Source organism: Luteimonas aquatica, assembly GCF_022662575.1.
GTDB lineage: Bacteria > Pseudomonadota > Gammaproteobacteria > Xanthomonadales > Xanthomonadaceae > Luteimonas > Luteimonas aquatica.
Genome location: NZ_JALBFU010000001.1, coordinates 1,168,074 through 1,186,818 on the forward strand (window position 1 = coordinate 1,168,074; position 18,745 = coordinate 1,186,818).

20 protein-coding genes are annotated in these 18,745 nt (G+C 70.5%); 13 read left to right on the top strand and 7 right to left on the bottom strand.

Annotated features, from left to right (window positions below):
- Nucleotides 1-84: 84 nt before the first annotated feature.
- Nucleotides 85-759 (top strand): C40 family peptidase, encoded by a 675-nt coding sequence (locus MD221_RS05445; RefSeq protein ID WP_242108372.1) that lies wholly within the window; start codon nt 85-87, stop codon nt 757-759.
- A gap of 207 nt (nt 760-966) precedes the next feature.
- A complete protein-coding gene (locus tag MD221_RS05450; protein ID WP_242108373.1) occupies nt 967-1,245 on the top strand; it encodes a hypothetical protein in 279 nt (92 codons plus the stop codon).
- 31 nt (nt 1,246-1,276) lie between these two features.
- Here MD221_RS05450 and MD221_RS05455 read toward each other — a convergent pair whose 3' ends face one another.
- Nucleotides 1,277-1,783 (bottom strand): acyl-CoA thioesterase, encoded by a 507-nt coding sequence (locus MD221_RS05455; protein WP_242108374.1) that lies wholly within the window; start codon nt 1,781-1,783, stop codon nt 1,277-1,279.
- A gap of 163 nt (nt 1,784-1,946) precedes the next feature.
- Here MD221_RS05455 and MD221_RS05460 point away from each other — a divergent pair, with 163 nt between their 5' ends.
- The 4 genes from MD221_RS05460 (at nt 1,947) to MD221_RS05475 (ending at nt 4,509) form a co-directional block, all read left to right on the top strand.
- Nucleotides 1,947-2,390 (top strand): hypothetical protein, encoded by a 444-nt coding sequence (locus tag MD221_RS05460; protein ID WP_242108375.1) that lies wholly within the window; start codon nt 1,947-1,949, stop codon nt 2,388-2,390.
- Nucleotides 2,391-2,531: 141 nt separating this feature from the next.
- Entirely contained in the window at nt 2,532-3,419 is an 888-nt protein-coding gene (gene bla, locus MD221_RS05465; protein WP_242108376.1) for a subclass B3 metallo-beta-lactamase, read from the top strand.
- 70 nt (nt 3,420-3,489) lie between these two features.
- A complete protein-coding gene (locus MD221_RS05470) occupies nt 3,490-3,975 on the top strand; it encodes an NUDIX hydrolase (protein ID WP_242108377.1) in 486 nt (161 codons plus the stop codon).
- 87 nt (nt 3,976-4,062) lie between these two features.
- Entirely contained in the window at nt 4,063-4,509 is a 447-nt protein-coding gene (locus MD221_RS05475) for a hypothetical protein (protein WP_242108378.1), read from the top strand.
- 39 nt (nt 4,510-4,548) lie between these two features.
- Here the strand turns inward: MD221_RS05475 and MD221_RS05480 are convergent, their stop codons facing one another.
- Nucleotides 4,549-5,907, bottom strand: a complete 1,359-nt coding sequence (locus MD221_RS05480; RefSeq protein WP_242108379.1) for a dicarboxylate/amino acid:cation symporter — start codon at nt 5,905-5,907, stop codon at nt 4,549-4,551.
- Nucleotides 5,908-6,054: 147 nt separating this feature from the next.
- Between MD221_RS05480 and MD221_RS05485 the strand changes: the two genes are divergently transcribed.
- From MD221_RS05485 to MD221_RS05495, 3 genes are all read left to right on the top strand, one after another.
- A complete protein-coding gene (locus MD221_RS05485) occupies nt 6,055-7,749 on the top strand; it encodes an alkaline phosphatase family protein (RefSeq protein WP_242108380.1) in 1,695 nt (564 codons plus the stop codon).
- 134 nt (nt 7,750-7,883) lie between these two features.
- The gene (locus MD221_RS05490; RefSeq protein WP_242108381.1) at nt 7,884-8,669 is read left to right on the top strand and encodes a 3-hydroxybutyrate dehydrogenase; all 786 of its coding nucleotides are present in this window, start codon (nt 7,884-7,886) and stop codon (nt 8,667-8,669) included.
- Nucleotides 8,666-10,009: a patatin-like phospholipase family protein gene (locus MD221_RS05495; RefSeq protein ID WP_242108382.1), complete on the top strand. Its 1,344-nt coding sequence runs from the start codon at nt 8,666-8,668 to the stop codon at nt 10,007-10,009. Before MD221_RS05490 ends, MD221_RS05495 begins: the two co-directional genes overlap by 4 nt.
- Nucleotides 10,010-10,103: 94 nt before the next feature.
- Here the strand turns inward: MD221_RS05495 and MD221_RS05500 are convergent, their stop codons facing one another.
- Nucleotides 10,104-11,462, bottom strand: coding sequence for a lipase family protein (locus MD221_RS05500; RefSeq protein WP_242108383.1), 1,359 nt, complete (start codon nt 11,460-11,462; stop codon nt 10,104-10,106).
- 315 nt (nt 11,463-11,777) lie between these two features.
- Nucleotides 11,778-12,203 carry a CopD family protein gene (locus MD221_RS05505; RefSeq protein ID WP_242108384.1) on the bottom strand — a complete coding sequence of 142 codons (426 nt, stop codon included), beginning with the start codon at nt 12,201-12,203 and terminating at the stop codon, nt 11,778-11,780.
- 186 nt (nt 12,204-12,389) lie between these two features.
- Between MD221_RS05505 and MD221_RS05510 the strand changes: the two genes are divergently transcribed.
- The 3 genes from MD221_RS05510 (at nt 12,390) to MD221_RS05520 (ending at nt 15,663) form a co-directional block, all read left to right on the top strand.
- Nucleotides 12,390-13,640 carry an MFS transporter gene (locus MD221_RS05510; RefSeq protein WP_242108385.1) on the top strand — a complete coding sequence of 417 codons (1,251 nt, stop codon included), beginning with the start codon at nt 12,390-12,392 and terminating at the stop codon, nt 13,638-13,640.
- A gap of 43 nt (nt 13,641-13,683) precedes the next feature.
- Entirely contained in the window at nt 13,684-14,277 is a 594-nt protein-coding gene (locus tag MD221_RS05515; RefSeq protein ID WP_242108386.1) for a class I SAM-dependent DNA methyltransferase, read from the top strand.
- A gap of 75 nt (nt 14,278-14,352) precedes the next feature.
- Entirely contained in the window at nt 14,353-15,663 is a 1,311-nt protein-coding gene (locus tag MD221_RS05520; protein ID WP_425602204.1) for a polyhydroxyalkanoate depolymerase, read from the top strand.
- Here MD221_RS05520 and MD221_RS05525 read toward each other — a convergent pair.
- Genes MD221_RS05525 through MD221_RS05535 form a run of 3 tightly spaced genes read right to left on the bottom strand, consistent with a single transcriptional unit; the run spans nt 15,660 to nt 18,111 of the window.
- The gene (locus MD221_RS05525; RefSeq protein WP_242108388.1) at nt 15,660-16,805 is read right to left on the bottom strand and encodes an alpha/beta fold hydrolase; all 1,146 of its coding nucleotides are present in this window, start codon (nt 16,803-16,805) and stop codon (nt 15,660-15,662) included. The genes MD221_RS05520 and MD221_RS05525 overlap by 4 nt on opposite strands.
- Nucleotides 16,802-17,749, bottom strand: a complete 948-nt coding sequence (locus MD221_RS05530; protein ID WP_242108390.1) for a sensor domain-containing protein — start codon at nt 17,747-17,749, stop codon at nt 16,802-16,804. Before MD221_RS05530 ends, MD221_RS05525 begins: the two co-directional genes overlap by 4 nt.
- Nucleotides 17,746-18,111, bottom strand: coding sequence for a PadR family transcriptional regulator (locus tag MD221_RS05535; protein ID WP_242108391.1), 366 nt, complete (start codon nt 18,109-18,111; stop codon nt 17,746-17,748). Before MD221_RS05535 ends, MD221_RS05530 begins: the two co-directional genes overlap by 4 nt.
- A 153-nt stretch (nt 18,112-18,264) precedes the next feature.
- Between MD221_RS05535 and MD221_RS05540 the strand changes: the two genes are divergently transcribed.
- On the top strand, nt 18,265-18,732 hold the full coding sequence (locus MD221_RS05540; protein WP_242108392.1) for a DUF1579 family protein: 468 nt from the start codon (nt 18,265-18,267) through the stop codon (nt 18,730-18,732).
- Nucleotides 18,733-18,745 lie beyond the last annotated feature (13 nt).

Below are 18,745 nucleotides of genomic sequence, written 5' to 3' on the forward strand. Positions count from 1 at the left end.
TTACGAATTTCTAACGATTTTTGAACCAAATCAAAGGCTTGCTAGGGCACCATCCCGCCTCATCGATTCAATCATTAACCGCGCGTGACGACTTCCGACCCATCCTCAGGCCGCCGCGCCGCCTCCTCCTGCCCCAAGACGGGCATCCGTTCCCTCCTTCTCATCGGTCTGCTGGCCGCCGCGCCGGCCATGGCCGGGACCGGCCTGACCGGCGACTCGGCCGATCAGCCGCTGGCCGACACCCCGGCCATCCAGATCGCCACCGCCCCGGTGCCCATGCTGCAGGCCGCGGCGCCCGACCGCATCCTGTTCGCCGGCGACGCCAGCCGGCAGATCGCCGCCACCGGCAAGGCCGCGACCGACGCGCCGGCCAACGGCGACGGCCGCGTGCAGAACGTGCTCAAGCGCGCCCTCGCCCTGCTCGGCACGCCCTATCGCTGGGGCGGCACCTCGACCGAAGGCTTCGACTGCAGCGGCCTGGTCGGCTACGTGTTCCGCAGCGCGCTCGGTATCGAGCTTCCGCGCGTCTCGCGCGAGATGGCCTCCAGCGGCGAGAAGATCGACCGCGACGCGCTCAGCGCCGGCGACCTGGTGTTCTTCAGCCGCCGCGGCCGCCGCGTCGACCATGTCGGCATCTACGTCGGCAACGGCAATTTCGTGCATGCCCCGCGCACCGGCCGGGACGTCACCATCTCCAGCCTCGCCGACGGGTACTGGAGCCGCAAGTTCATGCAGGCGCGGCGCGTGTCCGGCATCTGATCGCCGGCCCGGATCCACGCTGCGACCGCAGCATCGAGAAACCGCCCATCGTGGCGGTTTTCTTTTGCCCGCTTTTATATGATCGAGAGGCTGCGCGATGGAGGCAGCCTGGCGTTCCGCGTCCGCCGTCGGGCGCCATGGTGAAGTGAGGCGTCGAAATGGAGACGCCTAGACAAACGTCGATTCACTAACCGAAGGAGAAACAGCATGACCCGAACGAAAAAGATCGTGGTGGGCGGCGCCCTCGTGGCCGGCATCCTGGTGTCGCTGGCCGCCTGGGCCTATCCGATGCCGGGGCCGAACCAGGAAACGGTGGTGACCTACTACAGCTCGGCGGCGCGCACGGACGTGGTGGGCGTCAGGAGCTTCCGCGATGGGCAGTGCGAGATCTACCACCTGACCTGGGGCATCACCAGCAGCTATCAGACCGTCGAAGTCCTCGATTGCGCGAGCAACGACGGAGACGTGCCTCCCGGCGTGGAGTGACGGCTTCCGCCGCGTACCCGCAGGGCCGCCCTCAACCGGCGGCCTTGTCCGTTTCGCCGTCGTGGTAGTGGGCGACGGTGCCCTCGATATCCTTGCTCAGCGCCATCACCTGGGTGGCGTACTCGCCCAGGCGCCGGTCCTCGGGGTTCTGCGGCGTCCAGGCCGGCACCGGGATCGGCTTGCCTTCCACGGCGTCGAGCGCGACGAACACGATCACGCAATGCGTGCACAGGCGCTCGCTGCCCTCGTCCATCGGGTTGCGCGCACGCACGTCGATGGCGAAATGCATGCTGGTGGTGCCGGTATGCACCAGCTTGGCCGAGACCGTCACCAGGTCGCCGATCCGGATCGGCGCCACGAAGCGGATGCCGCCCACGGCCACGGTGACGCTGTAGTGCCCGCTCCAGCCCACGGCGGCGGCATAGCCGACCTGGTCGATCCACTTCATCACCGCGCCGCCGTGCACCTTGCCGCCGTAGTTCACGTCCGCCGGCTCGGCCAGGAAACGGAAGTTGAGTTCGCGCTGATGACCGCTCATGCCGGGCTCCGTGATGCGGCTGCGGGAATGGCGCCGCGCGGCGCCATTGTGCACGCGCGCGTGCCCGCCGCGGCGGCCACGGCCGGCCGCCGCGGGACGCCGCTGTTGCCAGTTGCCCCGGCGCGCGCCATCCTAATGGCGCAATCAACGCAGAGGACGCGCGATGGTACGTACCATCCTGGGGAGTGTGACCGGCATCATCCTGGCCGTGCTGGCGCTGTACGGCGCGCAGTACGGATACGCCCATTTCCACCCCGCGCCGCGCGGCGCGGTGCCGGCGACGCCGGAAGCCGTGGCCGCGTTCGTCTCGAAGTCGAACCCGACCGAACTGGTGGACTACGCCACCTCCGCTCCAGTGCAGGCCATCGCCTGCCTGCTGGCCGGCTGGGCCCTGTCCGCCTTCCTCGGCGGCTGGCTGGGCGCGGCGATCGCCAAGCCCCATCGCGGCAGCGCGGCCACCGTGGTCGGCGCGCTGGTCACCGTGGCGGTGGTCGTCTACGCCACCTGGATGCCGGCCCAGGCCTGGATCACCGTCGTCGGACTGCTGCTGCCGATGCTGTTCGCGCTGCTCGGCGGGCGCCTGGCGATGCCGCGACGCGAATTCTGATCGAGGCTCGACGCGAACGCCGTCGCCCGCGACGGTGACGGCGGTTACGCCCGCGCATGCCGCGGGCACGGCATCCTGCACTGGCCTTTGCCGCCGCGAGCGCCAACACTGGCGCACCGCCCGCAACCGGCCACACCGCGCATGTCCCGACGACTCCAACCGCTCCCGCTGCTGGCCGCCTGCGGCCTGCTGTTCGCCTCCGCCTGCATTCCCGCCTCGGAGGCGCTGCTGCCGCAGGGCCGCGGATACGAGTCCGACGACACGTGGCGGCAGCCGGTCGCGCCGATGCGCATCGCCGACCGCACCTGGCAGATCGGCACCGCGGCGCTCAGCTCGCTGCTGGTGAAGACCGATGCCGGCGCCGTCCTCGTCGACGGCGGACTGGCGCAGGCCTCGGACATGCTGCTCGCGCACATGCGCGAGCTCGGCGTCGCGCCGGGCGACCTCAAGCTGATCCTGCACAGCCACGCCCACGGCGACCACGTCGGCCCGCTGGCGGCGATCAAGCGCGCGACCGGCGCGCGGCTGCTGAGCAATGCCGAATCGGCCGTGCTGCTCGCCCACGGCGGCAGCGACGACATCCATTTCGGCGACGGGATCCTCTACCCGGCCGCGCAGGCCGACCGCCTCCTGCACGACGGCGAAACCGTCGCGCTCGGCGATGTCGTCTTCACCGTGCACTTCACGCCCGGGCACACGCCGGGCAGCATGAGCTGGACCTGGAACGACAGTCGCGACGGCAAGCCCCTGCGCCTGGCCTACATCGACAGCCTCAGCGCGCCGGGCTACCGGCTGATCGGCAACCCGCGCTATCCGCGCATCGTCGAGGACTTCCGGCGCAGCTTCGCCACCGTGCGCGCGCTGCCCTGCGACCTCGCGATCACCCCGCATGCCGACCTCAGCGGCTGGGACTACGCCAACGCGGACAAGCCGCATCCCAGGCCCACCGGCTGCCGCGCGATCGCCGACGAGGCCGAGCGCAAGCTCGACGCGCAACTGGCCGAGCAGCGCAAGCCGGCGCCGCGCTGACGCGCGCGGCAGTTGGTCGCCGCCGGCGCGATCGGGGACACTAGGCGTCCCCCGTCGCCGCGCGCCCCGCATGCCCTACACCCCGATCGTCGCCACCCTCGGCTACGTGCTGTCGCCCGACGGCGAGCGCGTGCTGATGCTCCACCGCAACGCCCGGCCGGACGACCACCACCTGGGCAAGTACAACGGGCTGGGCGGCAAGATCGAGCCGGACGAGGACGTGCTGGCCGGCATGCGCCGCGAAATCCGCGAGGAGGCCGGCATCGAATGCGAGGAACTGCGGCTGCGCGGCACGATCAGCTGGCCGGGCTTCGGCAAGCACGGCGAGGACTGGCTGGGCTTCCTGTTCGTGGTCACCCGCTACGCGGGCACGCCGATCGAGCGCAATCCCGAGGGCACGCTGGAATGGGTCGCGCTCGGCGACCTGCACACGCTGCCGATGTGGGAAGGCGACCGCAACTTCCTGCCGCTGGTCTTCGACGGCGACCCGCGCCCCTTCCACGGCGTGATGCCCTATCGCGACGGCCGCATGCTGTCGTGGCGCTACAGCCGCTGACCGGCGCGCGGCTCTAACGCATTCGTAACCACGCCGCCGGCCGGCGCGGCTAGAGTCCGGACACCCGTCACAGCGAAAGGACTCCACATGCGCCTCGCCGCCGCCCTGCTAATCGCCCTGGCCGCTCCCGCCGTCGCCTACGCCAGCGATGCCGAAGTCTACGAACGCAGCATCGAGGAAGCCGGCTACGTCTGCCCGGGCCACTCCGTCGAACGCACCACGCCCGGCGTGCGCGCCGTGCCGGTGGGGGCGCTGCGCGTGCTGCAGAAGCGCGGCTATCTGATGTGCCCGGATCGCCGGCTCGACGCCGCCACGCCCGTGGTCTGGTATCCGCGCTACGGCGTGTTCGCCTGGAATCCCGAGCATCCGGCCTCGGTGAAGGCGGTCGCCGCCAAGATCGACGAGCTCACCCGCAGCGAATCCTTCCCCACCGAGACCTCGGTCTGGGACGCCAAGGGCAAGGCGCTGAGCGGGCAGACCGTACCGGCGTTCGAGCCGCGGCCCGAGGCGGCCACCCGCATCCTGATCCGCTGATCGCGTCGCCGCCGAAGGCGGCGCCGCGGCCTCGCGCCGTCAACCCGTGCGCTTGCCGGCCTCGCCCGCCGGCTCGCCGGCCGAACCGTCGTCGTCGATGCCGAGATCGGTCGGTGCTGCGTCGTAGACGCCGCGATCCAGCATGCCCGTTTCCTTGGCCACCAGCACCGGCACCAGCATCTGCCCGGTGACGTTGGTCATGGTGCGCATCATGTCCAGCACGCGGTCGATGGCGTACAGGTAGCCGATGGTCTCCAGCGGCAGCCCGGCCGCGCTCAGCACCACGGTGGCCATCACCACCGCCGTGCCGGGCACGCCGGCGGTGCCGAAGCTGCCGAGCACGGATGCGATCAGCACGATGAGGTACTGGTCGGGCGTCAGCGGCGTGCCGGTGTACTGCGAGATGAACACCGCGCACAGCGCCGGATAGATCGCCCCGCACCCGTCCATCTTGATGCTGGCGCCCAGCGGCACGGCGAAGGCGGCGTAGTCCTTGTTGACGCCGAGGTTGTGCGTGACCGAGCGGATCGCCGCCGGCATCGCCGCGAAGCTCGAGGACGCCACGAAGCCCACCTGCATCGCCGGCGCCGCGCCGCGGAAGAACTTCAGCGGATTCAGGCCGTGCACCAGCAGCAGGCCGCCGTACACCACCACGATGTGCAGCGCGCAGGCCAGGTACAGCGCGAACACGAAGTTGCCCAGCGGGATCAGTTTCTCGAAGCCGTAGGCGCCGACCAATCCGGCGATCAGGCCGAAGGTGCCGATCGGCGTCACCTCGAGCACGAACCGCGTGACCTGCACCATGATCTCGCTCATCTCTCCGGTGAGCTTGCGCGCGCCGGCGACGCGATCGCCGAGCTTGACCATGGCGAAGCCGAGCAGCGCGGCGAAGAAGATCACCGGCAGGATCGAGCCGCGCCCGGCCGCCAGCACGGTCTCGCCGGCGGCGTTGGTGCGCGTGCCGATGCCGGTCAGCGCGTAGAACGGATTGGACGGCACCACGTCCAGCAGCACCTTGGCCACGCTGGGCACGTCGCGCGGCGTGTAGGCCGCATCCACGCTCAGCCGCATCACGCCCACGCCCGGCTGCAGCAGCGTGCCGATGCCAAGGCCCACCGCCACCGCGAAGGCGGCGGTGATGACGAACCAGAGGAAGGTGCGCCCGCCCAGCGCGGCCACCGACTTCTGCCCGTGCAGCGAGGAGACCGCGTTGATCACCGCGAAGAACACCAGCGGCACCGCGATCATCTTGATCAGCGTCACGTACAGGTCGCCCAGCGGTTCCAGCCAGGTCTTGGCCGCCGGCCCCAGCAGCCAGCCGGCCAGCGCGCCGAGCACGAAGCCGCCGACCACCCGCTGCCAGAACGGGATGCGCAACCAGGCCGACACCAGTTTCATCATGCTCGCCACGCCGCGGAAGGACGGTGCACGATAGCGCAGCCCGGGGGGGCGGCGCAGCGTTCGGGGCGCGACACAGCGTGCGGATGGCGTCATGTCGTCATCTCCAGACGGCATAATGGCGCGTTCCGCAGCCAGGATTCCCGTATGCGCCCGCTGTCGATCGCCTGTCTCGCCGTGCTGCTGGCCGCCTGCGGCGGCAATGTCCGCGGCCCCGCGCCCGCCGCCACGCCGCCGGTGGAAGTGCCGTCCATCGCGCACCCGCAGGGCGAGACCCCGGCGTGGTGGTACCGCAACGGCGCCGCGCGTGCGGCCGCCAACGGCGCCATGCGGGCGCGCGCCAAGAACGTGATCCTGTTCCTCGGCGACGGCATGAGCCTGACCACCGTCGCCGCCGCGCGCATCCTCGACGGCCAGCGCAAGGGCCAGTCGGGCGAGGAGAACCAACTCGCCTGGGAGCGCTTCCCGGATACCGCGCTCAGCAAGACCTACAACACCGATTCGCAGACGCCGGATTCGGCCGGCACCATGAGCGCGATCATGACCGGCGTGAAGACCCGCGCCGGCATGATCAGCGTCGATGCCACCGGCAAGCGCGGCAACTGCGCCACGGCGCTGCGGCACCCGCGCCTGACCTGGCTGGAGCTGGCCGACAGCGCCGGCCTGAGCACCGGCGTGGTCAGCACCGCGCGCCTGACCCATGCCACGCCTGCGGCCACCTACGCGCACGTGCCCGAGCGCAATTGGGAGAACGACGCCGACCTCCCGCCCGCCGCCATCGAGCAGGGCTGCAAGGACATCGCCCAGCAACTGCTGGCGCCGCGCTTCGGGCAGGGCCCGACCGTGGCGATGGGCGGCGGACGCGGCGAATTCGCGCCGGCCACGCTGCAGGACCCCGAGGACGAGGACAAGGTCGGCCAGCGCCTGGACGGCCGCAACCTGATCGAGGAATGGCAGCGCGCGCACCCGCAGGGCCGCTACGTCTGGAACGCCAGGCAACTGCAGCAGGCGCAGGCCCAGTCGGGCGCGCCTTTGCTTGGCCTGTTCAACTACGACCACATGCAGTTCGAGCACGACCGCCCGCGCGACAAGGGCGGCGAGCCGAGCCTGGCCGAGATGACGCGCGCGGCGATCCAGGTGCTCTCGCGCAACCCCGACGGCTACGTGCTGATGGTCGAGGGCGGCCGCATCGACCACGCCAACCATTACGGCAACGCCTACCGCGCCCTCACCGACACCATCGCCATGTCGGAGGCGGTGCAGGCGGCGGTCGACGCGACCTCGGGCGAGGACACGCTGATCATCGTCACCGCCGACCATTCGCACACGCTCAGCTTCGTCGGCTATCCCGCGCGCGGCAATCCCATCCTGGGCAAGGTGCGCGGCAGCAGCGGCGAGGACGACAACGCCGGCGACTTCGCCCGCGACGCCACCGGCCTGCCCTACACCACGCTCAACTACAGCAACGGCCCCGGCTACGTCGGCGCCAGCAACCAGCAGCCGGCCGGTCCCAAGCGCTACGAGCACATGCCCAGCAGCTACGAGGCCGCGCAGGGACGCCCCGACCTGACCGCCGTCGATACCGAGGACCCGGACTACATGCAGGAGTCGCTGGTGCCGATGAAGGCCGAGTCGCACGGCGGCGACGACGTCGGCATCTGGGCGCGCGGCCCCGGCAGCGAGGCGGTGCGCGGCAGCGTGGAGCAGAACACCATCTATCACTTCATCGTGCAGGCCACGCCGCGCTTGCGCGAGCGGCTGTGCGCGGCCGGCGGCTGCAACGCCGACGGCGTGCCGGTGGAGCTGCCCGATCCGGCGGCGTTCGTCCGCGCCGCCAAGTGACCGCGCCGGCAAAACGCAGCGTTGCGGCGCCGTCGGCAACCGCCGCGGCGCCTGGAAGTCTGTAGGCGTACGATCCGCCGCGCCCGTCCGCGGGCACGACCGGCCGCCGCGTCCCCTTTCCCCGGAGAACATGCATGTCCCGTCTCGACAACAAGGTCTGCCTCGTCACCGGCGCCGCCAGCGGCATCGGCAAGCGCATCGCCGAGGTCTACGCCGCCAACGGCGGCAAGGTGGTGATCGCCGACCTCAAGCTCGACGCCGCCGAGGCCACGGCCGCGGAAATCCGCGCCGCCGGCGGCGATGCCCTGGCGGTGGCGATGGACGTCACCGACGAACGGCAGGTGATCGACGGCGTCGCCAAGGCGGTCGCCCACTACGGCCGCGTCGACGTGCTGGTGTCCAACGCCGGCATCCAGATCGTCAACCGCATCACCGACTTCAGCCTGGCCGACTGGAAGAAGATGCTGGCGATCCATCTGGACGGCGCCTTCCTGACCACGCGCGAGTGCCTGAAGGACATGCAGGCCCGCAAGCAAGGCGGCGCCATCATCTACATGGGCTCGGTGCATTCGCACGAGGCCTCCAAGCTCAAGGCGCCCTACGTCACCGCCAAGCATGGCCTGCTCGGCCTGGCCCGCGTGGTGGCCAAGGAGGCGGCCGAATACGGCGTGCGCGCCAACGTCATCTGCCCGGGCTTCGTGCGCACGCCGCTGGTGGAGAAGCAGATCCCCGAGCAGGCCAAGGAACTGGGCATCAGCGAGCAGGACGTGGTCAGGAACGTCATGCTCAAGGACACCGTGGACGGCGAATTCACCACGGTGGACGACGTCGCCAACACTGCGCTGTTCCTGGCCGCGTTCGAAACCAATGCGCTGACCGGCCAGAGCCTGGTGGTCAGCCACGGCTGGTATATGCAGTGAAACGCAAGGCAGCGACGCCAGGCAAGGCGGCGCCTCGCAAGGCCGCGAACGGCAAGGCGGCAAAAAGCGCCGCGCCGGGACGCGGTAAGGCGACGCGAACGCCTCCGGAACGGCAGGCGCCCGCACGCAAGACGGCCGCGCACGATCCGCTCGCCGCCATCCGCGCCTCGGTCGCGCTGTATCCCTCGATCGCCCTGGTGCTGCAGGGCGGCGGCGCGCTCGGCGCCTACCAGTGCGGCGTCTACGAAGGCCTGCACGAGGCCGGCATCCGCCCCAACTGGTTCGCCGGCATCTCCATCGGCGCGATCAACGCGGCGATCCTCGCCGGCAACGCGCCCGAACGGCGCCTGGAGCGGCTGCGCGAGTTCTGGGAACTGATCTGCCGGCCCTCGGGCTCGCTGGCGCTGCCGGCCGAGGCCATCCGCCTCGGCCTGAGCCTGCTGCCCGGCGGCGCGCAGCGCGATGCCTGGGTGGGATGGCTGGGCGCGATGGGCGCGCTGCTGCAGGGCCAGCGCGGTTTCTTCACCGCGCGCCAGCTGCCGCCGTTCCTGTACCGGGACGGCAGCGACGCCGCGGTGAGCTTCTACGACACCGCGCCGCTGCGCGAAACGCTCGAGCGCCTGGTCGACTTCGACCGCATCAACCATGACAAGACCGTGCGCCTGACCGTCGGCGCCACCGAGGCCGACACCGGCAACTTCGAATACTTCGACAGCCGCCGCACGCGCATCCGCCCCGAGCACATCATGGCCTCCGGCGCGCTGCCGCCCGCCTTCGCCGCGGTGGAGATCGACGGCAAGCGCTACTGGGACGGCGGCCTGGTTTCGAACACGCCGCTGGAACGCATCCTCGGCGAGTGGCCGCGCCACGACACGCTGGCGCTGCAGGTCGACCTGTGGAGCGCGCGCGGCCCGCGCCCGCAGACCATGATGGACGTGCTCGAACGCGTCAAGGACATCCAGTATTCCAGCCGCACCCGCCGCGGCACCTACCTGGTGGCGCGCATCCAGCAGCTGCGCGCGGCGCTGACCGAGCTGATCGACGGCCTGCCCGACCGCCAGGTGCCCGAACACCTGCGCGAGACGCTGGCGCCCTACCTCGACGATCGCGTCTACAACGTCATCCACCTGATCTACCAGGCCAAGCCGCTGGAAGAGCAGTTCAAGGACTACGCCTTCGCGCACACCACGATGCGCCTGCACTGGGACAGCGGGCTGGAGGACATGGCGCGCACGCTGCAGCATCCGGCCTTCTTCGTGCTGCCCGACCGCAGCCGCGGCATGGCCACGCACGACGTGCACCGGATCATGGACCGGCTCGAACAGAAAAACGGGCTCTAGCCCGCCGGTCGCGCGCGAACCGCAAGCCGTTTCCGGCCTGCGGTTCGCGCTTTTCCACGTTCCGTTGCGTTCGCGCCCCGAAGCGGCGGGCGTCCTAGGGAGCGGGAAGCGGCGCGAGCGAATTGCCTTCCGGGATCTGCGCGCAGTTCTGCGGCGCCGCGCGGCCCGCGAAGCGGTCGTTGACCCACAGCAGCGTTTCGGGAATCCACACCGCGGCCGCGCCGACGTGGCTGAGCAGCTCGCTCTGGCCGTACTGCACCTTGACCCCGCGCGCGCAATAGTCGCGGGCCAGGGTGCGCACGTCGCCGGCGATCATGACGCCGTCGCCGCGGCCGATGCCCGGCTTGTTGCCCGGCGTGCCCTCCAGCTCGCCGCCGGCGCCCTGGCGGATCAGCAGCGGCGCCGACGGCGTGCCGCCGGTGCCCATGATCAGGTCGTTGACCAGCTCCACGTAGATCGGAATCTGCTCCGGCGTCTGGTATTCGGGCTTGGCGATCGAGGCCCAGGTCAGGCCGGGATACTGCCCGAGCGCGTTGATGATCGAGGCCTTCTGCATCTTCTGGTACAGCTGGTTGCCGTAGTCGTTGAGATAGGGCGTGAGATCGACGTCGAACGAGCGCGCGACGCCGATGATCGCCATCGGCATGACGCCGGTCCAGACCAGGCTGCCTTCCACGTAGTGCAGGTTGTGCGCCGGATGCACCAGCACGCCGCCCATCGACGATCCGACGATTTGACCGTCCACGTCGGGCGCGTAGCCGGGCGCCAGCTCGGCCGCCCATTCGGTGGCGATCGCGCCGCCCGAGTAGCCGACCAGCGCGATCCTGGTGTCGCTCGGCAGGCCGACCGCCGGCGAGCGCAAGGTCGCCCGCAGCGAATCCAGGGTGTTCATGCCGTACTCCGGACCGGCGGCGAAATTCGCCTGCTGACCCTCGGTGTCCGGGATGGTGATGCTGTAGCCCTGCGACAGGAACGGCGCGATCAGCGCCGTCTCGATGTTGGGAATCAGCCCGCCGAGCGTCAGCCCGCCGGAGATCGCGTACGAAGGCTGGTCGTCGGGATTGAGCGAATCGTAGAAGGACTGGTACGAGATCAGTTTCGGCTTGCCGAAGTACAGCACCGGCCGGATCACCGAGGTGACGTTCACCGTGGCCTGCCCCAGCTGTCCCGTGGAGCGGTACAGCAGCTGCGTGGTCTTGACCGGCAGCGGGAAGCCCACGACGTGATAGGGGACGGTGCGCGTCTTCAGCACGGTGCCCGGGGCGATGTCTTCCAGCGGCGTGCTGCCGGTGTATTGGTAGAACGGATCCTGGCCTGGCGGCACCCGCGCCTCGGTGGCGCCGATCGCGCCCGCGACGGCCAGCAGCGCGGCCGCCCGGGCCGCCAGGCGCCGCGCGGCCGCGTGTCTGCGGCCTGGCGTGCGGTTCACTTCGGAGTGTTTCGTCTCGGACATGTCTTGCTCCCGTGGGTTAGGCCGACAAGGCAGTGAACCGGCTAGCAATGGAGGCCGGCGGGAGACGTTCGCGAGCGCGCGGCGCGAAGCTCACGCCGCATTGCAGCACGAGCCGCGGAAGCGTGACAAAACGCACATTTTAATCAACCGTTTGGGTGATTCGCCCCGCCGCGCTTGTGCAGGTGCGTCAACACCTCGCGCAAAAAAGCGTATGGAGCGACGAAATCGCGCACGCGGGCGGCCGATCCAACAGGCGGATCGTGCTCGGCGGCGAGTGAATTCCCGGTCTGCGCCCCGGGTTCGAGCGGCCCGCGACTAGAACGGCTTGGCGAGCACCAGGTACAGCACCGCCAGCAGCAGCACGACCGGCAATTCGTTGAACCAGCGCAGCGCCTTCGACGAGGGCAGCGCCCTGCCCGCGGCAAAGCCCTTGAGCCAGCGGCCGGCGAGGAGGTAGTGCGCCAGCAACAGCACCACGAGCGTGAGCTTGGCATGCAGCCAGCCGCCGCTGACGTGGAAATACAGCCACAGCACCAGGCCCAGCGCGAAGGCGAAGCCGAACATCATGTGCCCGAAGCGGTACAGGCGCCGCCCCATCAGCAGCAGCCGCTCGCGCACCGGCGGCGCCTCGCCCGCCTCGGCCAGGTTGACCAGGATGCGCGGCAGGTAGAACACCGCCGACATCCATGCGATCACGAACAGCAGATGGAAGGTCTTGACCAGGAAATAGGCGTGCGACATGGCGGCGGCAGGAACACGGACCGCAATAGGATGCCATGCGCGCCCGCGGCGGGGCCTGCGCACGGTCACAGCCACGCATCCGCGACGCCGGCCCTGCACGCGGATCGGAGCGTTCCAGCGCCCGCGCTTTACCTCAAGCGTACTTGAGGCGGGAAGATGCGCGGCATCGCCCTTGCTCCTGCCGCCATGCACGCCACCGCACTCAACCTGCGCGACAACGGTTCCGAACGCGCGCCGCCGCGCCCAGGCGCGGATCCCGCCGCCGCGACGCGAACCGACTGGATCGCCGTCGGCGCGGTCTTCGCCGCCGGCCTGGTGGCGGCCCTGCAGGTGGGCAAGACCGCGATCGCGCTGCCCGCGCTCAGCACCGACCTCGGCCTGGACCTGCGCGAAGGCGGCTGGGTGATGGCGATCTTCGGCATGCTGGGCGTGGTCGCCAGCGTGCCCGCCGGCGCGCTGGTCTCGCGCCTGGGCGACCGGACGCTGCAGGTGTCCGGCCTGCTGGCGATGGCGCTGGGCAGCCTGCTGGGCGCGTTCGCCGGTTCGCTGGCGGCGCTGCTGGCCACGCGCGTGCTCGAGGGCGCCGGCTTCCTGCTGTTCGCGGTGGCCGGCGCGAGCGTGCTGCAGCGCCTGTCGCGGCCCGCCGATCGCAACCTGGTGTTCTCGATCTGGAGTTGCTACATGCCCGCCGGCATGGCGCTCGCGCTGGCGTTCGGTGCCGCGTTGCAGGGCTGGCGCGGCTTCTGGATGATCAACGCGGGGCTGTGCGCGCTCGCCGCCGTGCTGCTGGCCTTCGGCGTGCGCGCGCCGAAGGCCGCGGCGGCGGCGCCGTGGCGCGCGATCGCCGGCGACGCCCTCGCGGTGTCCACCGCGCGCGGACCGCTGCTGCTGGCGCTGGTCTTCGCGCTGTACGCGCTGCAGTTCTACGCGATGCTGAGCTTCCTGCCGACGCTGCTGATGGAACGCATGCAGGCCTCCACGGCCACGGCGGGACTGCTGAGCGCGGTGGCCGTGGGATCGAACGTGATCGGCAACCTCGCCAGCGGCCGGCTGCTGCGCCTGGGCGCGCCACGCTGGACGCTGATCGCCGCCGCCAGCGCGACCATGGGCGCGTGCGGCGTCGGCGTGTTCGCCTCGGATCTGCCGCTGGGCGCGCTGTTCGCCCTGTGCGTGCTGTTCTCGACCGCCGGCGGCCTGCTGCCGGCCAGCGTCATCGGCGGCGCCGCGCGCCTGCTGTCCAGTCCGGCGCTGGTGGCCATTGCGGTCGGCCTGCTGATGCAGGGCAGTTACCTCGGGCAGGTCATCGGCCCTTCGCTGATTGGCAGCGTGGTGCAGAGCGCGGGATGGCCGGCCGCCGCCATCCCGACGGCGATCGCCGCGGGCCTGGCCATCGTGCTCGCCTTCGGCCTGCGCCGCGCCTTCGCCGACGAACGCTGACGGCCGCACCGCGCGGGGTGGCGCGGCAAGGTATCGTGTCGCGATGAACAAACGCTACGACCGCCATTACTTCGACCGCTGGTACCGCAAGGGCGGCATCGGCGGCAGGCAACGCCTGGCGCGCAAGGTCGCGCTGGCGGTGGCCACCGCCGAGTACCACCTGGAACGTCCGTTGCGCAGCGTGCTCGACGTCGGCTGCGGCGAGGGCGCCTGGCGCGCGCCGCTGCTGGCGCTGCGCCCGAAGGCGCGCTATCTCGGCTTCGACAGCAGCGAATACGCGATCGCCCGCTACGGGCATCGCCGCAACCTGCGCTTCGCGCGCTTCGGCGACTTCGCGCAGTTGCGTCCCTGCGCCCCGGTCGACCTGCTGGTGTGCAGCGACGTGATGCACTATCTCGACGCGCGCGAGCTCGCGCGCGGCCTGCCCGGCCTGGCCGACCTGTGCGGCGGGGTGGCCTTCCTGGAAACCTTCGCCCGCGAGGACGAGACCGAGGGCGACGAACACGACTACCGCGCCCGTCCGGGCAGCTTCTACCGCCGCCGCTTCGAAGCGCTCGGCTTCCGTGCGCTCGGCTCGCACTGCTGGCTCTCGCCCGTCCTGGCCGGGCAGGCCATGGCGCTCGAACTGCCAACCTGAATGCGGGACACCCCGGCGGCGACACCGCCGCCCCGATCCGCTATGCTGCGCCGCAGCATCCCCGCGACGACTCCCATGCTCTATCAACTGCACGAACTCGGCCGCGCCTGGATGGCCCCGCTCACCTATTGGGCCGAGGCCAACGCGCGCGTGTTCTCCGCGCCCGACAGCTGGCTGTCCGCGCTGCCCGGCGCCTCGCGCGTGGCCGCCGGCAACGAGCTGCTGTACCGCCTGGGCAAGGACTACGAGAAGCCCGAGTTCGGCATCCACGCCGTCAAGGTCGACGAGTTCGACGTGCCGGTGATGGAGAAGGTGGCGCTGGAGAAACCCTTCTGCCGCCTGCTGCGCTTCAAGCGCTACACCGACGACGTGTCCAACATCAAGGACATGAAGAACGACCCGACCGTGCTCGTGGTGGCGCCGCTGTCCGGCCACCACGCCACCCTGCTGCGCGACACCGTGCGCACGCTGCTGCCGCAGCACAAGGTCTACGTCACCGACTGGATCGACGCGCGCATGGTGCCCAAGGAACACGGCACCTTCTCGCTCGACGACTACGTCGCCTACATCGAGGAATTCATCCGCTTCATCGGCACCGACGACCTGCACGTGATGAGCGTGTGCCAGCCGACCGTGCCGGTGCTGGCGGCGGTGTCGCTGATGGCCGCGCGCGGCGAGCCGACGCCGAAGTCGCTGGTGATGATGGGCGGCCCGATCGATCCGCGCGAGAACCCCACCGCGGTCAACAATCTCGCCACCGAGAAGCCGCTGTGGTGGTTCGAGACCAACGTCATCCACACCGTGCCGTCGAACTATCCCGGCCGCGGCCGCCGCGTCTATCCCGGCTTCCTGCAGCACGCCGGCTTCATGGCGATGAATCCCGAGCGCCACTTCCAGTCGCACTGGGATTTCTACCAGGACCTGGTCAAGGGCGATCTCGAGGACGCCGCCTCGCACCGCCGCTTCTACGACGAGTACAACGCCGTGCTCGACATGCCGGCGCGCTACTACCTCGACACCATCCGCACCGTATTCCAGGACTTCCGCCTGCCGCGCGGCAGCTGGGACGTCAACGGCGAGCGCGTCAAGCCGGCCGCGATCCGCGGCACCGCGCTGATGACCATCGAAGGCGAACTGGACGACATTTCCGGCCAGGGCCAGACCCGCGCCGCGCACAAGCTGTGCACCGGCATCGCCGACCGCGACCGCCTGCATCTCACCGTCGAGGGCGCCGGCCATTACGGCATCTTCAGCGGCCGGCGCTGGCGCGAGCAGGTCTACCCGCAGGTGCGCGACTTCATCGCCGCGCATTCGGCCCGTCCCGCCGCGCGCGCGTCCGACGACGGCAAGGTGACGCCGATCGGCAAGCGCAGGTCGGCGCGCTAGGGCGCCGCGGCGGCCTCCGCCGTCTTCGCCGCTCCCGCGCGCGCCAGCGGCAGCACGTCGCGCACCAGGTGCACCAGCAGCTTGCCCGGCTCCTCCATCGGCGGCATGTGCGCCGAATCCTCGAACCAGACCAGGGTCTTGGACGGCGCGCGCACGTCGCCGAACCATTGCGCGGCCAGCGCCGAGGAGGTGACCATGTCGTGGCGGCCTTGCAGCAGCACCAGCGGGACTTTCAGCTCGGTGCGGCCGCGCAGCGAATAGCGCAGCAGCTGCGGCCATAGCGCGGCCAGGCTGGTGTCCAGCCCGGCGTCGAGCGCCTTGGCGTCTGCGGGCGTGTAGTCGGGACTGAGCGCGACCGTCGCGGTGTAGTCGTTGCCGCGGCCGCGCCAGAGGAAGCCGTTCGCCCAGCTCTCCAGGTGCCTGCGCTCGGCGACGAGCTTCTCCACCGCGCGCGCCGGGTCGTCGCCCGGATACGGCGCCAGCGCCTCGAGTTCGCGCACGGCCCCGGCGTCCTCGCGCCGCCGCGCCATCTCCAGCAGCTGGCGATAGCCCAGCGCCTCGCTGGCCTGCATGTCCACCACCTGGCCGACGCCGGCGTAGACGCTGATCCACTGCGGACGGCGCAAGACGAGCTCCGCTCCCAGCACGCTGCCCCAGGAATGCCCCAGCACCGCGATGCGTTCGCGTCCGTAGGTGCGGCGCAGCCAGGCCACCACCTCCTCGGCGTCGGCGATCATGCGCGGCACGCTCAGCGTGGGCGTCACCGCCGCGGCGTCGTTGGCCGCATAGGTGCGCCCGGCGCCGCGCTGGTCCCAGTGCACGACGGTGAAATATTCCTCCCACGCGTCGGTGTAGCGGTAGGCGACCGGCGACATCGCGAAGCCCGGGCCGCCGTGCAGGAACAGCAGCATCGGCGCGTCGCGATGGCGGCCGCGCACCGTGATCGCCTGCGCGATGCCGCCGATCTCGACCATGCGCCGGTCGTCGATGCCGTCCTCGGTGACGATGCGCCTGCTCGCGGCGAAGCCGTCGCGCACCTCGGACACGCTGCCCGGTTCCCCGGCGCAGGCGGCGGCCGCGCACAGCAGCAGCGACAGCGCGAGCGCCGCGCGCGGCGCCCGCCCCTGCGCCTGCCGGCTCACGCGCTCACCAGCAGATGCTTGGCGAGCAGGCCGTGCAGCTTGCCGAAGCCGCGCGCCAGGTGCAGGGTCAGGAACAGCAGCAGCACGCCCAGCAGCAGCGACAGCGGCAGCGTCCACATCACCAGCGAGGCGGTGACCGTGTCGTCGAGAATCACCGGCACGTGCCAGCCGATGCTGCCGTCGACCGACCCCAGGCCGAACCAGACCACGAACGGCACCGCGATGCAGGCCAGCGAGACCGCGATCAGGGTGATCGCGACGCTGAAATAGAACGTGCCCAGCGGCTGCATCAGCAGGAAGTACAGCATCGTGGTCCAGGTGCGCGGATCGGTGAACATCTCGCCGATGCGGGTCAGCAGCGGCTTGTCGCGGCCGACGTAGACCGGCCGCCTGGGCATGCGCTCGCCGAGCATCACCTCGACGATGCGCCCCTCCACCAGCGACAGCAGCCGCACCGAGGCGAAGAACAGGATCACGAACGGGATGCCGATGATCAGGATCGCCAGGCCCGCCGACAGCGAGGCGCCGGTCACCACCCAGGTGAAGTAGAACAGGCCGGTGACCAGCGACAGCAGCATGTAGAACAGCGAGGTGTAGGCGCGCGGGTCGGCGACCACGCCGAAGAAGCGGCCGAGCAGCGAGCGCTGCCTGGGCGGGCGCGGCGGGCGCAGCGCGGCCTGCACCTTGACCTCGGTGTCGCGGTAGATCTCCGCCACTTCCTCGGGCGCGCCGTAGCTGGAGGCGACCGCGGCGATCACCTCGGCCTCGGACTTGTCCGGGTTCTCGGCCAGCTCCGAGCGCAGGTACTCCTCGGCGTCGTAGAGCGCGTCCTGCAGCAGGGCCGGATCGGCGCCGGCCAGGGCGCGGCGCAGCTGTTCCAGATATTCGGGGATGCTGGCCGGCAGGGCTTCGCCGGAGGAGGTCGCATGGGCTGCGGTGTTCATGGAATCAGTTCCCCTAGGATGGAATCGACGGAATCGCGGGTCGCGCGCCAGGCCTCGGCCCAGTCGCGCAAGGTGCTGCGCCCCGCGTCGGTGATGCGGTAGTAGCGGCGCGGCGGACCGGAGAGCGAGGGCTCGACGAAACTGTCCAGCAGTCCCGCCGCGCCCAGGTTGCGCAGCACCGGGTACAGCGCGCTCTGCTTGCCGCTCAGCACGCCGTCGCCCAGGCGCTCCAGCCGCTTGGCGATCTGGTAGCCGTACATCGGCTCCTTCGCCGCGCCCAGCGCCGCCAGCAGGGCCAGCGAGACGGTGCCGGCGCTCAGCTCCTTCTGGAATTTCTTCAATTGGCCGTCGGCTTCGCTCATGGTCCTCGCCCACCTGCCCCTGTCAGGCTTGGATGGGATGCTATTGCTAAGTTCGGTATAGCGAATGTGCCGGTAGTCATATCAGCGACTTAGCGGCTGTCGGCCTCGCCTGCCCTATCCTGCCGCCTCCGTTCCCGCCGCCCGAGCGCCGCCATGAACCTGCCAAAACCCGGCCCCGAACAGGCCAAGCTGATGCGTTTCGCCGGCCACTGGTCCGGCGCCGAGCAAGTCTCGCCCTCGCCCTTCGGTCCCGGCGGAGCGGCCACCGGCCGCACGCGCTTCCGCGAGGATCTCGCCGGCATGGCGCTGATCCAGGAGTACGAGCAGGAGAAGGACGGCGCCGTCGTTTTCCGCGGCCATGGCGTGTTCCTGGTCGAGCCGGACAGCGGCGACGTGCTGTGGTGGTGGTTCGACGACTTCGGCTTTCCGCCCGATCCGCCCGCGCGCGGACGCTGGAGCGGCGAGGTGCTCGAATTCTCCAAGTCCACGCCGCGCGGCGAGGCGCGCTATCGCTACGAGCTCGACGGCGACCGCTATCGCTTCGTGATCGAGAACCGCTTCCCCGGCCAGCCGGACTTCGCCGAATTCATGCGCGGCGACTACACTCGCCGCACCGCCTAGACCACCGCACGAG